Genomic DNA, 13,456 nt, shown 5'->3' with positions numbered 1-13,456 from the left:
CATTAATGAGCACACACCTTATTGGTATGTACCAGATGACGAATATTAACCTATTCGAGTTTTATGACGATTAAATGAACAAAAAATGGCATTTTGAAGATCTCTACTGACGAGATGCCTACCAAGAATTTTGAATATGAAGCTTTTGTGAATCTAGTGATTTTACTCTTTACCTCCATCAGATTCGATTGATAGAGTAACCACAAATATTGGTATAGTCCAAATGGAAATCAAGATGAAAAATGAATACTTGCTCTTAACCCCTGGCCCTCTTTCCACTTCTGAATCAGTTCGCCAAGCGATGCTAAAAGACTGGTGTACATGGGACGATGAATACAACAAAGACATCGTACAGGTCATCCGCCATAAGCTGGTTCAGCTTGCAACGCAACAAACAGGCTATACAAGTGTATTAATGCAAGGCAGTGGCACTGCTTCTGTTGAAGCGACGATTGGCAGTGTAATCGGCACAGGAGGCAAATTACTGGTGGTCGATAACGGTGCTTATGGCGCTCGCATCGCACAAATTGCGCAGTATTTAAATATTCCATGCCATGTCGTTTCACCAGGCGAAACATCACAACCTGACTTGAACGAAATGGAAACGGCACTGGCCATGGATCCAAGCATTACCCATGTTGCAATTGTTCATTGTGAAACCACAACAGGCATGTTGAATCCTATTAAAGAGATTACTCAACTAGCTAAGCAACAAGGTAAAATCGTAATTCTCGACGCCATGTCAAGCTTTGGTGGTATCCCAATGGATATCGCTGACCTAGGTATCGACTTTATGATCAGCTCAGCGAATAAATGTATTCAAGGTGTACCAGGGTTTGGTTTTGTTATTGCCAAACAAGGTGAACTTGAGAAATGTAATGGGCAAGCTCACTCACTGAGTTTAGACCTTTACGACCAATGGCACTGCATGGAAGCGAACCATGGTAAATGGCGCTTTACTTCACCAACGCATACCGTGCGCGCGTTTTATCAAGCACTCATCGAGCTTGAGCAAGAAGGTGGAGTTGCCGCACGATTCCAACGTTATTCAACCAATCAGAAAACACTAGTGGCTGGGATGCGTTCTCTGGGTTTCGAACCGTTACTGAGCGACGATCTTCACTCTCCTATTATCACCTCTTTCTATTCTCCTGCTCATAGCGACTACCAATTCAAAGAGTTTTATGAGCGCCTTAAAGAGCAAGGCTTCGTTATCTATCCGGGTAAAGTATCCAATGCTGACTGTTTCCGTATTGGCAATATTGGTGAGGTTTACCCTGCTGACATTGAGCGTCTAATCGGTGCTATCAGCAAGGCAAAGTACTGGGAAGTGAACGCATGATGCAGTGTGAATCAAAAGAGAACCTCTCTCACACTCACTTTCGTAGTGAAGGAGATGTAAACACAACACCAGCACGACAGGAGTGGAACGCTTCTCTAGAAGATAGAGCCACTCAAGCGATTTTGAAGAGAGATTCAGATGTGTTTCTTCACCAAGCTATGTCAACGCCGTGCTTAGATACCCTGCAACACGCTGAAGGCATCTACATTGAGGATGCAGCGGGTAAAAAATACATGGACTTCCATGGGAATAATGTCCATCAACTGGGATACGGGCATCCAGAAGTCATCAGGAAAGTAACCGAACAAATGGCTTCGCTGCCGTTTTCTCCGCGACGCTTTACTAACGAGACGGCCATCGAGTGCGCGGAAAAGCTAACGCAAATCTGTGGTGGCGAACTCAACCGTGTGTTGTTCGCACCCGGTGGCACCTCCGTGATTGGAATGGCATTGAAGCTAGCAAGGCACGTAACCAACAACTTTAAAGTCGTTTCGCTTTGGGACTCTTTCCATGGAGCCTCTCTTGACGCTATCTCTGTCGGTGGTGAAGCATGTTTTCGTGAAGGCATGGGACCATTGATGGCTGGAGTAGAGCGTATTCCACCAGCGGTGTCGTACCGAGGTGCTTTCCCAATGCGCGATGGCGACCCAAACTCAGATGTTCATTACGCCGACTACCTTGAGTATGTGATTGAGAAAGAGGGAAGCATTGGCGCATTCATTGCAGAAGCGGTTCGAAATACTGATGTCCAAGTGCCAAGCAAAGCCTATTGGAAACGAATCCGAGAGATCTGCGATAAGCACAACGTGCTGCTGATCATTGATGATATTCCCAATGGTATGGGACGCAGTGGTGAATGGTTTACTCATCAAGCTTATGACATTGAGCCAGATATTCTCTGTATTGGAAAAGGCTTTGGCGGTGGTTTGGTTCCAATCGCAGCAATGGTAACCAAAAACAAATACAACACGGCAGCACAAATCTCACTCGGTCATTACACCCACGAGAAAAGCCCGATCGGTTGCGCTGCAGCACTGGCAACCATGCAGGTCATCGAGCAGCACAACCTTTTGCAAAAAGTGAAAGACGACAGTGAATTTGTGAAACAACGTCTGCTCGATATGAAAGCACGTTACTCCGTTATCGGCGATGTGCGCGGAATTGGCCTTTTATGGGGAGTCGAACTGGTAACAGACCCTCTCACCAAGACTCGTGCATACGACGAAGCTGAAGCGCTGCTTTACGAATGTTTAAACCAAGGTCTGAGCTTTAAAGTGTCACAAGGCAATGTCGCACAACTTAGCCCTCCATTGATCATCGAACGCAGCGATCTCAATGCAGCTCTAGATATCTTTGAAGCAGCTATCGATAAAGTATGTCGAGACTTTGGATACCAGATTTAACCTCATTAAACATTAATCACCACCAACAAATTAGTGACAGCCTTGACGTTGATCTCAAGGTTTATAAAGGACAAACAATCATGGCGAAATCATCCACAATCCAAGCGGTAATTTTTGACTGGGCGGGCACCATCGTAGACTTCGGTTCGTTCGCTCCAACCAGCATTTTTGTAGAAGCGTTCAAACAAGGATTTGATTTTCATATTTCTCTTGAAGAAGCTCGCGAACCTATGGGGCTCGGTAAATGGGACCACATTCAAGCTGTGGGTCAATTACCTTCTGTAGAGACTCGTTGGAATGAACAGTTCGGTAGAGACATGAACTCTGAAGATATCGATGCGATATACGCGGCATTCATGCCATTACAAAAAGCGAAAGTAGCTGACCACGCCGCGCCTATCTTAAATGCCATCGAAGTGGTGAATAACTTGAAATCGCAAGGCGTAAAGATTGGCTCATGTTCAGGTTACCCGCGCCAAGTAATGGATGTGCTCGTTCCAGTCGCTGCGGACTACGGATATCATCCAGATTGCGTGGTTGCTACAGATGATCTTCCACAAGGTGGGCGCCCTGCACCATTCATGGCATTGAAGAACGTCATCGACCTTGGTGTTACCAATGTCGCTTCATGTATTAAGGTTGATGATGCTGCTCCGGGAATCGATGAAGGCCACAATGCAGGCATGTGGACAGTTGGTCTTCTTTTATCGGGAAATGAAGCAGGCCTAACCTTCGAGGAGTACCAACAAGCGGATGAAGCAACGCTTGTGGCGGCTCGTAACAAAGCAAAGCAAAAGCTCGGCAAGTCTAAACCACACTATCTTATTGATACTATTGCTGATCTACCGAACGTTATCGAACAGATCGAAGCTCGTATCTTACGTGGCGAACGTCCTTAGCCCAGCCTCTGAAAAGTCATAATCCGATACTCACTGATTCATTCCCGATGTCAATTTTTTGGCTTCGGGTTTGTTCGTTTTATAAGCATGAAGTGGCGCAAGCTTTTTAACTCTTTTATAGAATAAAATTTGTAAAATCAAAACCTTGAGCTATAGCTTTATATATAACCAATCATTATTGATAACTAAACAACTACAAATTAGTTAAATGCATAATTTTTAACAATTTTGTTGACTCTCATGTGCAATAGGATTAACAATAGATTTACCGCTCATATAGATAGATTCCAACTGGGTCAGCGCCTCCAGTTATCGTCTGCAAGCAGTGTGTTACAAACAGTCGATGACCATTTAATGGCAGATCCAGGTAGAATAAAAATTAATCACAAGGATAAGATTATGAAAAGACTGTCAAAAATTATGTGTGCACTTATCGCAACCTCTGGTCTTGCAGCTGCGCCATCTATCGCAGCGACAACTTACGTCGGTGCTAAAGTTGGTCTTGGTTGGCTAGACAGCGCTTGTGTTGATGGCCTTGAGTGCGATGATGATGCAGTGGGGGCTGGTATCTACTCTGGTTACAACTTCACAGACCGTATTGGTGTTGAACTAAGTTCAGACTTCCTTGGTGACTACAAAACAAGTTTCGCTAGTGGTGGTACAGCTGCACAATTCAGTGACCCTCTAATCGCTATCTCTCTAACTCCTATGTACCGTTTCCCAGTAGAGCAAGAGTTTGACTTCTTTGTGAAAGGCGGTCCAGCGTACATCTCTCACGGTGGTGAAGACTCTTTCATTTTATCTGTAGGAGCTGGTGTAGAGAAACAATTCTCAGATACATGGGCTGTAAGGGTTGAATACCAGTACTTCGATGACTTCGATGACAAATACATCCAAGACCTGAACGCAAACCTGTTCTCTGTTGGTGTTAGCTATAACTTTGGCACTGGCGCAACAACAGCTTCTGCGGCAGCGGCAGCAGCCACTACAGCTGTAGTAACACAAGCACCTTCTGAGCCAATCACAGAAGTACAAGAAGTGGTCGTAGAAGAGAAAACAACGGTTGTTGTGACGAAAGAGCAAACCGAAAGCTTCTCGCAAGAGATGTTCGCAACCAACAGTACTGAACTTTCAGCTGATGGTAAGGCGGCCCTTGGTCCTCTGATTGCTGTACTTCAGGCTCACCCAGAATCTAGTGTAGAAGTAGTTGGTCATACTGATTCGACAGGCGCAGCGGAATACAACATGATGGTATCGAAGAAACGTGCTGCATCTGTTGCTGCATATATCGAAGAGCAAGGCATTGATGCTAGCCGTATCACAGCAACAGGTGAAGGTGAAGAAAATCCTGTAGCATCAAACGATACAGCTGAAGGTCGTGCGATGAACCGACGCGTAGAGGCGACTATTCCAGGCTTTGAATACACTGAAGAAGTTCAAGTTGAAAAAATCATGGTTGAAGAGACAACCCAATAATTATTAGCTACACCGCTTAAGCGATCTAGCGTAATTATTCGTAAAACGAAAGGCCATGTACCTTATATGCATGGCCTTTCTTCTTGTTAGACGATTTCCCAGCTATGGGTCATCTCAACGCCTGCGCCCAACATCAAACAAACTGAGCAGTATTTTTCTAATGAATCAGCGCATACTTTCGCAACCAGCTCTTCATCTAAGTTATCACCTGACACTTCGAAGTGAATATTGATTGCAGTGAAAATCTTTGGCGCGGTTTCACGACGTTCTGTCGAGAGCTTTGCATTACAACCTGTAATCGCCTGTCCTGCTTCTTTTAAGCCATCAACCACGTCAACAGAACTACAACCACCAGCAGCCATCAATACCATCTCCATAGGGCTAGGCGCCGTTGCACCGCCGCTACCGTCCATTACGATAGAGTGACCTGATTGAGATTGGCCAAGAAACTTAAAGCCTTCTACCCATTTAACTTCTGCTTTCATGTTTTTCCTTAGTCGAGTGACGCGCACTCATTATGGTTATACAACGACATAAACGTCACCCTACTACTGGTCGTATCGGAGAGCAAGTCGTCCCGTTTAAACACGCACAATTTAATTTCAAAATAATTTTTTAGTGAATAGTGCAATTTTTTCCATCAAAGTCCTGTCTCTATTCGTACATTCAGCATCGAATGAGTAAACGTCAAGATGAGGTATCTATGAAGAAATTATCTAAAATATTGGTTTCACTCGTGGTCGCATTGCCACTGATTTCGTTACTTGTTAGCCAAACAGGCACAGCCAATACAATGGATAAAGCGGCACACTCAGGTAAAACCGAAGTGGCAACTTTAGCTGGGGGGTGCTTCTGGTGTACCGAATCCGATCTTGAAAAACTCGATGGTGTGATCGATGTTGTTTCGGGTTACTCAGGAGGAAAGCTAGAAAACCCAACATACAAACAGGTAGCGTCAGGAAAAACAGAACACATCGAAGTAATTAAGGTTGTTTATGATCCTAGCGTGGTTAATTACGAGCAAGTGCTTGACCAGTTCTTTCGTCATATTGACCCAACCGACGACAAAGGTTCGTTTGTAGACCGTGGCCCTCAATATCGTCCAGCGGTTTTCTATCATAACGCTGAGCAAAAAGAGATTGCTCAAAACTTCATGAATGAAATCGAAGAGGCAAACCTATTTGGTGCTCCTTTAAAAACTGAGCTGATTGAGTTTAAAAAATTCTGGCCAGCAGAAGATTACCATCAAGATTACTACAAGAAGAGCAAGGTTCGTTACAACTACTACCGTTATGCTTCGGGCCGAGATCAGTACCTAGATAAAATCTTTGGTGATGATCGCCAAGAAAACCCACAAACGATTCGCCAGCTATTAGATGGCGAAAACCAAGCTGCAAACGTGAAAGTTTACACTAAGCCTTCGCAATCTGAGATCAAACAGAAACTGACATCACTTCAGTACAACGTGACTCAAAAAGATGCGACAGAACGTCCTTTCGATAATGAGTACTGGGATAACAAGGAAGAAGGCATCTATGTTGATATCGTAACCGGCGAACCGCTTTTCTCATCAAAAGACAAGTACAAGTCGGGTACGGGTTGGCCAAGTTTCACTCAGCCAATCAATGACAACTACATTGTAACGACAACCGATTACAAGCTGATTTATCCACGTACCGAAGTACGCAGCCGCTTTGGTGATTCACACCTTGGTCACGTGTTTAAAGATGGACCAAAGCCGACAGGACTGCGTTACTGCATGAACTCAGCGGCTATGCGATTCATTCCAGTCGAGAAGCTAGCTGAAGAGGGATACGGAGATTATCTAGAGATGTTTGAAGGTTAATCGCCATTCGAGAATTAGAAGACAAAAGCCAGCATTGACGCTGGCTTTTTCAATTCAATCCAATGAAGAATTATCCCGTTAGCACAGTATCTTCTGGATACTTCACCAGCGAGGGCTCTGGTCTTGCTAACATATAAGCCAAAGTTAACGGCCCTATTCGGCCAATAACCATAACGACCACCATAATGTATTTGCCCGGCTCTGATAAGTTTGCAGTTAGCCCTGCAGTCAGACCAACGGTTGCAAAGGCTGATATCACTTCAAACATGACACGATCAAATGCCGCTTTCTCCGTTAACATCAATAAAAACATCGCTGTCGTTAACATAGCCCCACTGACCACGATGATGGCTAAGGATTTGGTAACTGCTTGCCATGAAACGGTACGCTTAAACATCACGACGTGCTTTTTCTGGCGCAAGAAGCTCCACGTAGCCACAAAAGCTACTGCAAACGTTGATACCTTGATCCCTCCCCCCGTAGAAGTTGAGCCGGCACCGATTAACATTAAGACAATCATGACGAGCAGAGCGGGCTGAGTATAGTGAGTAAGGTCGACACTATTAAACCCTGCGGTACGAGCACTGGCTGATTGAAAGAATGCTGCCAGCCACTGACCGTTCGTTGTGAGACCTTGCATCGTTTCACTATTGTTTCGCTCTAACAACCAGAACAATACGGTTCCAACTAAAAGCAGTGTCGGAGTCGCTGTTAACATGATTTTGGTGTGTAGATGCAGGTGATTGAAGCCACGGCGCCAATTTGAAGCTAAATCGCCGACGACAGTGAACCCTAAACCTCCAAAGATGAACAACCCTGCTAGAGTGAAGATCACTAGAGGATCATCAACAAACGTCATCATGCTATCTGAAAAGAGCGCAAAGCCTGCGTTGTTAAAAGCCGAAATGGCGTGAAAAAGAGCATAAAAGCTCCCGGTTTCCCATCCATATTCCGGTATCCAACGAAAACAAAGCAGAATAAAACCAATGAGTTCTGCGATAAGCGCAAACGCGATGATCTTTTTGACCAAGCTTCTCAAGTTGACGCGTTTATCTTGTCCTAATGCCTCTTTAGCGAGCGCTTGCTGCTTCAAACTAAGCCTCACCCCAAACATATATAGGAGCACCGCAGACAAGGTCATTTGGCCGAGTCCACCAACCTGCATTAGGAACATCAATAGCACTTTACCCGCCAGAGTAAAATGGGTCCCAGTATCTACGACACCTAAACCAGTTACACTTATCGCTGAAGTCGCAGTAAATAGGGCGTCAGTGAACGAAAGGCCCGTAACCGAAAAGACGGGCAAAGTAAGAAGAATTGCCGACGGAATAAGAACCCCAAGAAAACTGGTGAGGATGATCTTTGGCTCAGACCCTTTCTTCGGCTTATTGTCTGGCTTTAAGGTGTAGAACAGCCCTCTTCTTTGAACTGAATGCATAGACCGCCTTATGACAATGATTTAAGTCGATTAGCCAATAACTCTTTAGGACCTGCAATGATGACCACGTCCCCAATCTCCAAACTAATATCTAATTCAGGTGCTTTGACCAAGTTAGGGCCACGTTTAAAACCCAGCACATGCACATCACTTTGTTGACACAATTTAAGATCAGAGAGCGGTCGCCCAAGTAAATTATGTCCTATTACAATTTCAGTCAGAGCGAGTTCACTACCCAAATCAATAAACTCTAACACGCGTCTATCGAGCATCTTTCTTGCGACTCGGATACCCATATCTCGCTCGGGAAGAATGACATGGTCTGCGCCAATCTTGGTCAGAATCTTAGCGTGAAACTTATCATTCGCCTTCACCCATACCGTTTTGGCACCCGCCTCTTTCACAACAAGTGTGGTCAGAATACTGGCGTTCACGTCAGAGCCGATTGAAACCATGATCATATCGTACTCATCTAATCGCAATTCCTTCACGGTTTGTTCGCTGGTACAGTTTGCAACAATACCTTGCGATACAAAGCCAGCCGCTTCTTTAACTCGCTCTTCGTTAATATCTACCGCTAGCACCTGCGCCCCTGAATCTTGAAGCTCTTTGCATACCGCGAGCCCAAAACGGCCTAACCCAATCACGGCAAACTGTTTATCTGTCATAATTTCCTCTATCCTCATTGGTTGAGGCTAAACAGCAAGTCTTGAACAGCAGCGTTGAGTGAATAAGATTATTCATCATTACGCTGATAAAATTTCCTAATCTCTTGATTTTAAAGGTAGAGAACAAATTGGATTTCTGCTAATTTCGGGCCACTTATTTTTCTGTCATAGCACACAATTGCATAAAGCTGCCTAGACGCAGCTATTCTCTTTCTTTTGGGGACAACACTTGCTATGACATCCGCGTTATCACTGAGTGAATTCAAAACATGAACGAATTAATTCAACAAGTTCAGACTTACGTAAATGCAAACCATCATGAATGGAGTAGCAGTGTTTTATTCATCACTATTGCTAGTTTCTTCGCATGGGTTGCGTGGCGAATCCTTCACAGCCGCTTGGAAATATTAGCCAAGAAAACCGCATTCCATTGGGATGATTTACTGCTCGATGCGCTAAAAACGCCAGTCAGTACCGTACTTTGGTGTTGGCCAGGCACTGTCTCTCTGGGATTAATTTTGCAAGGGGAATTTGGGGGCGAAATCAATTGGCTTCGAACCCTCAAGCACATCTTGATTATCTGTACCTTCGTGTGGTTCACGCTCAGAATGATCACCAACAGTGAAGAGTACATCCTAGCGCAGAAGAAACGTGATGAGACAACGGTTCAGGCCATAGCCAAAGTATTCCGTCTGTTCTTTATGGTGATGGGAGCACTCACCATCATGCAGACCTTTGGTTTAAGTCTGTCTGGTCTTCTAACTTTTGGTGGTGTGGGTGGCTTAATCGTCGGTTTGGCAGCGAAAGACCTGCTATCTAACTTCTTTGGCGGCATGATGATCTACTTCGATCGCCCATTCAAAGTTGGAGACTGGATTCGCTCTCCAGATCGTCAAATTGAAGGTACAGTAGAACGTATCGGCTGGCGCATGACTATCATCAGAACGTTCGACAAGAGACCGATTTACGTACCGAACTCTGTGTTCAGTAATATCGTAGTAGAGAACCCATCACGTATGCTTAATCGCCGTATCAATGAGACCATCGGCCTTCGTTACGAAGATGCTGACAAGATGCAAGCGATTGTGGATGAAGTAAAAACGATGCTAGAAAACCATCCGGATATTGATGCCAAGCAAACACTGATCGTGAACTTTGATAAGTTTGGTCCTTCATCCCTTAACTTCTTTATTTACACCTTCACAAAAACGGTCAACTGGATTCGTTTTCACGAGGTAAAGCAGGATGTGTTGCTTAAAGTGCTAGAGATTGTGCACGCCCATCAAGCTGATGTCGCGTTCCCAACACAAACCCTTCATTTGCAACAAGGTGTCGCCCCTACCTCAGAGCACGCAACACCAATCACACCAGAAAGCAGCCTTTAAAAACAAAGAGAGCCATACCTAATGTATGGCTCTTTACTTCTCTGGGGCTCTTCACAGCTTACTAACCTATGACTTACAGGCTCCTCTACTCATTCACTGTAAAACTATTTCAATTGAATGTTAGTAAACGTTTCGTTGATCAAACCACTACCTTTACGTTTCTTCATCGTCACTGTCACAGAACGCTTTGCATCGGCGACGTCATAACGTATCGCTTGACCAAGAAACTTATCATTTCGCTTAAGTTCACGCGCTTCCAATTTTACTGTTTTGTTGCCACGGTTAACCTTACAGCGGTAATCCCAATCATTCTTACCGTCTTTCAGGCTAAGTAGAATACGTTGATTACTTGCACTTGAAGTCGCTTTAATACCACGAGGTTTCTTATCGATTGCTAAAGCAAGACCAGCTTTACATAGTTGCTCTGCAGTAAACCCTTGCGTAGCTTCTACCGTAGGAGCGTTGAACACTGCTAGTAGCACTAAGGCAGTACTCGGAAGCATGAATTTAGTTTTCATGGATAAAACCCTTCAAGTTATCGAACACCATTCAATTTAACCATTAGCAATACGGTAAGTCAATAATTTATGGTATGACAACCCCTATATGGCGAACAACCCCATGTTTATCAGCGCCTAAAAACAAAAAAACCTTGCTGCAAAACAACAAGGTTTTTATTCAATGAGTTAGGTAACGTTACTTGTTACGACGACTCTCAACTGCATCAGCCAATTGGCGTAATACTGTTTCTGTGTCTTCCCAACCAATACATGCATCAGTGATCGATTGACCATAAGTCTCTACCTTACCATCAACAAGATCTTGACGACCTTCAACTAGGTGTGACTCAATCATTACACCGAAAACTGCAGCATCACCGCCAGCAATTTGTGCACTAACGTCTTCTGAAACGTTCAGTTGACGTTTAAACTGCTTAGAGCTGTTTGCGTGGCTGAAATCGATCATTACCTTTTGTGGCAAGCCTGATGCTTCAAGTTCTTGTTTGATCTTACCAACGTGCTCTGCACTGTAGTTTGGCTCTTTACCACCACGTAGGATGATATGACAGTCTGGGTTACCAGCCGTTTCTACAATCGCAGAGTGGCCGTATTTAGTTACAGACAAAAAGTGGTGAGACGAGCTCGCAGAACGAATTGCATCTGTCGCGATCTTAATGTTGCCATCTGTACCATTCTTAAAACCAACTGGGCAAGACAGACCAGATGCTAACTCACGGTGTACCTGAGATTCAGTAGTACGAGCGCCAATTGCACCCCAGCTGATCAAATCCGCTACATATTGTGGCGTGATCATATCTAGGAACTCACTTGCTGTTGGCATACCCATATCAGTTAGGTCTAACAGCAGCTTACGTCCCATACGTAGGCCATCGTTTAGCTTAAACGTGTCGTCCATGTACGGATCGTTGATTAGACCTTTCCAACCTACGGTAGTACGTGGCTTCTCAAAGTAAACACGCATTACGATTTCTAGACGATCACCCAGTTCATCACGCAGTACTTTCAGACGCTTACCATACTCAAGTGCAGCTTCTGGATCATGAATAGAACAAGGGCCAACGATCACAAGTAGGCGATCATCTTTGTCTTCTAAAATATTGTGAATCGCTTTACGGCTTTCAAAAGTTGTAGAAGAAGCAACTTCTGTCGCTGGGAACTTTTCTAGTACCGCAACAGGGGGTAATAACTCTTTTACTTTATTAATTCGTACATCATCTGTTTGAAACATTGCTTACTTCTTCCTATTTCTATCCTTGAGCTGAGTATGCATATTGTTTGCACAATTTTCACATCAGCGCTTATCGTCTTGTTCCCTGTAACTTATCTAGGAAAAACGAGAGTTTCAATCACTAATTTAAAAAAAACGCAATTTTTTTTATGTTTTACATTAAAAACACTTTGTATATAAAAATTTACACCCAATAAAATCGTCAATTTTACAAACAGTTAGTGTAGATTTGTCTTCATTTTTTCGCAATTCGAATAAAAAAACAGCTGACATTTTGCCAGCTGTTTTACGCTTTACATTCTTTTCAGAGGCTTAACAACACTGTCCAGCCCCTCAATTTTCAATGCCAGACAGAGCTTCAACAGATCTCCAAGCTCTCCATTAGGGAAGCCTTTCTTGTCAAACCACAGTAAATACTCTTCAGGTAGGTCAATGAGTACTCGTCCTGCGTACTTCCCAAATGGCATCTGTACTCGTGCCAGCTTCATCAAGTTCTCTTTGTCTAACATGGTTTCATCTTTCTTAGAGTTGATTTTTATTCGTCAGGGTAACACCTAAACGTTCAACCCAGTAGTTGATCGCGTCTTTCGCGTCATCAAGAGAGCCAATCATGGTCGAAAAGTCTTTGTTTCCTGCTTGGCGATCTATCGCAGCAAACAGCGGTGTTCCATCTTGGGCGTCACTGACCAACAGCTCAATACTCGCACTGCCTACGTTGGTATGTTCACCCGTCGTTACTTTTGAAATCGTCGACATCGCAAGGCCAAACGGCAGTACGCTACTCGTTACAGCTAAAATAGGGTTCGGCGTTTCCACGTTGCTTAATGCGATACTCAGTCTCAAGCTACGGCCATTGGGCTCTCTCACTATTTTCTTGTATTGAGAAATACGCTCGGTAAGCCGCTCACTCATGTGTTCGGTTAACTCTTGAATATCGTCAGAATCAATCGAACCTTCTTCCGCGAGTACGAAGATCTGATCAATAACAACTGAATCATACTTTTCTAATTTGCTCTGTAGGCGCTCTGCGTCACGCAGGCCAATACGAGCCCATACCAAGTCGACACCACCATCAGGGCCAGGAGTAAAATCTTCGTAAGAAGTAAATTTAGTGGCTTTTTGGATCGGCCCACCAGCACATCCGATAAGGATGACACTGATGGCAGCCAGAAAGAAGTATTTTAGAAAGGTCATGTTAGTACTCATCATTAACTGAATAATGTGAGTATGCTATACCATATACAAAAAAT

The 13,456-nt window shown here is 44.1% G+C and carries 13 protein-coding genes; 6 read left to right on the top strand and 7 right to left on the bottom strand.

The features are described 5' to 3' along the window. Positions 1–235: 235 nt before the first annotated feature. The 4 genes from phnW to VFDL14_RS15720 all read left to right on the top strand — a co-directional run bounded on the left by phnW (position 236) and on the right by VFDL14_RS15720 (position 5,120). Positions 236–1,342: a 2-aminoethylphosphonate--pyruvate transaminase gene (phnW, locus tag VFDL14_RS15705; protein ID WP_032550282.1), complete on the top strand. Its 1,107-nt coding sequence runs from the start codon at positions 236–238 to the stop codon at positions 1,340–1,342. Then, positions 1,339–2,745, top strand: a complete 1,407-nt coding sequence (locus VFDL14_RS15710) for an aspartate aminotransferase family protein (RefSeq protein ID WP_050487363.1) — start codon at positions 1,339–1,341, stop codon at positions 2,743–2,745. Before phnW ends, VFDL14_RS15710 begins: the two co-directional genes overlap by 4 nt. A gap of 80 nt (positions 2,746–2,825) precedes the next feature. After that, positions 2,826–3,644 (top strand): phosphonoacetaldehyde hydrolase, encoded by an 819-nt coding sequence (gene phnX / locus VFDL14_RS15715; RefSeq protein ID WP_032550281.1) that lies wholly within the window; start codon positions 2,826–2,828, stop codon positions 3,642–3,644. A gap of 399 nt (positions 3,645–4,043) precedes the next feature. Continuing rightward, entirely contained in the window at positions 4,044–5,120 is a 1,077-nt protein-coding gene (locus VFDL14_RS15720) for an OmpA family protein (RefSeq protein ID WP_032550280.1), read from the top strand. 86 nt (positions 5,121–5,206) lie between these two features. Here the strand turns inward: VFDL14_RS15720 and VFDL14_RS15725 are convergent, their stop codons facing one another. Then, complete coding sequence (locus VFDL14_RS15725; RefSeq protein WP_032550279.1) at positions 5,207–5,605, bottom strand: OsmC family protein; 399 nt, start codon at positions 5,603–5,605, stop codon at positions 5,207–5,209. A gap of 218 nt (positions 5,606–5,823) precedes the next feature. Here VFDL14_RS15725 and msrB point away from each other — a divergent pair, with 218 nt between their 5' ends. Further along, the gene (gene msrB / locus VFDL14_RS15730; protein ID WP_032550278.1) at positions 5,824–6,966 is read left to right on the top strand and encodes a peptide-methionine (R)-S-oxide reductase MsrB; all 1,143 of its coding nucleotides are present in this window, start codon (positions 5,824–5,826) and stop codon (positions 6,964–6,966) included. A gap of 70 nt (positions 6,967–7,036) precedes the next feature. On the opposite strand, the gene VFDL14_RS15735 is transcribed toward msrB, so the two are convergent. Both VFDL14_RS15735 and VFDL14_RS15740 read right to left on the bottom strand, forming a co-directional pair. Then, entirely contained in the window at positions 7,037–8,404 is a 1,368-nt protein-coding gene (locus VFDL14_RS15735) for a TrkH family potassium uptake protein (RefSeq protein WP_032550277.1), read from the bottom strand. Positions 8,405–8,412: 8 nt separating this feature from the next. Next, on the bottom strand, positions 8,413–9,072 hold the full coding sequence (locus VFDL14_RS15740; protein ID WP_084181833.1) for a potassium channel family protein: 660 nt from the start codon (positions 9,070–9,072) through the stop codon (positions 8,413–8,415). Positions 9,073–9,341: 269 nt separating this feature from the next. Between VFDL14_RS15740 and VFDL14_RS15745 the strand changes: the two genes are divergently transcribed. Continuing rightward, the gene (locus VFDL14_RS15745; protein ID WP_050487362.1) at positions 9,342–10,457 is read left to right on the top strand and encodes a mechanosensitive ion channel family protein; all 1,116 of its coding nucleotides are present in this window, start codon (positions 9,342–9,344) and stop codon (positions 10,455–10,457) included. A gap of 104 nt (positions 10,458–10,561) precedes the next feature. On the opposite strand, the gene VFDL14_RS15750 is transcribed toward VFDL14_RS15745, so the two are convergent. From VFDL14_RS15750 to VFDL14_RS15765, 4 genes are all read right to left on the bottom strand, one after another. Beyond that, positions 10,562–10,960: a hypothetical protein gene (locus VFDL14_RS15750; RefSeq protein ID WP_032550381.1), complete on the bottom strand. Its 399-nt coding sequence runs from the start codon at positions 10,958–10,960 to the stop codon at positions 10,562–10,564. 193 nt (positions 10,961–11,153) lie between these two features. Next, on the bottom strand, positions 11,154–12,206 hold the full coding sequence (gene aroG, locus VFDL14_RS15755; RefSeq protein ID WP_032550274.1) for a 3-deoxy-7-phosphoheptulonate synthase AroG: 1,053 nt from the start codon (positions 12,204–12,206) through the stop codon (positions 11,154–11,156). Positions 12,207–12,499: 293 nt separating this feature from the next. Continuing rightward, positions 12,500–12,715: a DUF3820 family protein gene (locus tag VFDL14_RS15760; protein ID WP_032550272.1), complete on the bottom strand. Its 216-nt coding sequence runs from the start codon at positions 12,713–12,715 to the stop codon at positions 12,500–12,502. 13 nt (positions 12,716–12,728) lie between these two features. Next, entirely contained in the window at positions 12,729–13,400 is a 672-nt protein-coding gene (locus tag VFDL14_RS15765) for a DUF3313 domain-containing protein (protein WP_032550271.1), read from the bottom strand. Positions 13,401–13,456: the final 56 nt, after the last annotated feature.

This window comes from Vibrio fortis (genome assembly GCF_000695685.1).
Classification (GTDB): Bacteria; Pseudomonadota; Gammaproteobacteria; order Enterobacterales; family Vibrionaceae; genus Vibrio; species Vibrio fortis_A.
Note: the sequence above shows the minus strand (reverse complement) of the source record. Positions and strands in the feature narration are given on the sequence as shown.

Bases quoted from the DNA above. Each gene is read 5' to 3' on its own strand.
- phnW (WP_032550282.1), top strand. From the start codon at position 236: ATGAAAAATGAATACTTGCTCTTAACCCCTGGCCCTCTTTCCACTTCT.
- VFDL14_RS15710 (WP_050487363.1), top strand. From the start codon at position 1,339: ATGATGCAGTGTGAATCAAAAGAGAACCTCTCTCACACTCACTTTCGT.
- phnX (WP_032550281.1), top strand. From the start codon at position 2,826: ATGGCGAAATCATCCACAATCCAAGCGGTAATTTTTGACTGGGCGGGC.
- VFDL14_RS15720 (WP_032550280.1), top strand. From the start codon at position 4,044: ATGAAAAGACTGTCAAAAATTATGTGTGCACTTATCGCAACCTCTGGT.
- VFDL14_RS15725 (WP_032550279.1), bottom strand. From the start codon at position 5,605: ATGAAAGCAGAAGTTAAATGGGTAGAAGGCTTTAAGTTTCTTGGCCAA.
- msrB (WP_032550278.1), top strand. From the start codon at position 5,824: ATGAAGAAATTATCTAAAATATTGGTTTCACTCGTGGTCGCATTGCCA.
- VFDL14_RS15735 (WP_032550277.1), bottom strand. From the start codon at position 8,404: ATGCATTCAGTTCAAAGAAGAGGGCTGTTCTACACCTTAAAGCCAGAC.
- VFDL14_RS15740 (WP_084181833.1), bottom strand. From the start codon at position 9,072: ATGACAGATAAACAGTTTGCCGTGATTGGGTTAGGCCGTTTTGGGCTC.
- VFDL14_RS15745 (WP_050487362.1), top strand. From the start codon at position 9,342: ATGAACGAATTAATTCAACAAGTTCAGACTTACGTAAATGCAAACCAT.
- VFDL14_RS15750 (WP_032550381.1), bottom strand. From the start codon at position 10,960: ATGCTTCCGAGTACTGCCTTAGTGCTACTAGCAGTGTTCAACGCTCCT.
- aroG (WP_032550274.1), bottom strand. From the start codon at position 12,206: ATGTTTCAAACAGATGATGTACGAATTAATAAAGTAAAAGAGTTATTA.
- VFDL14_RS15760 (WP_032550272.1), bottom strand. From the start codon at position 12,715: ATGTTAGACAAAGAGAACTTGATGAAGCTGGCACGAGTACAGATGCCA.
- VFDL14_RS15765 (WP_032550271.1), bottom strand. From the start codon at position 13,400: ATGACCTTTCTAAAATACTTCTTTCTGGCTGCCATCAGTGTCATCCTT.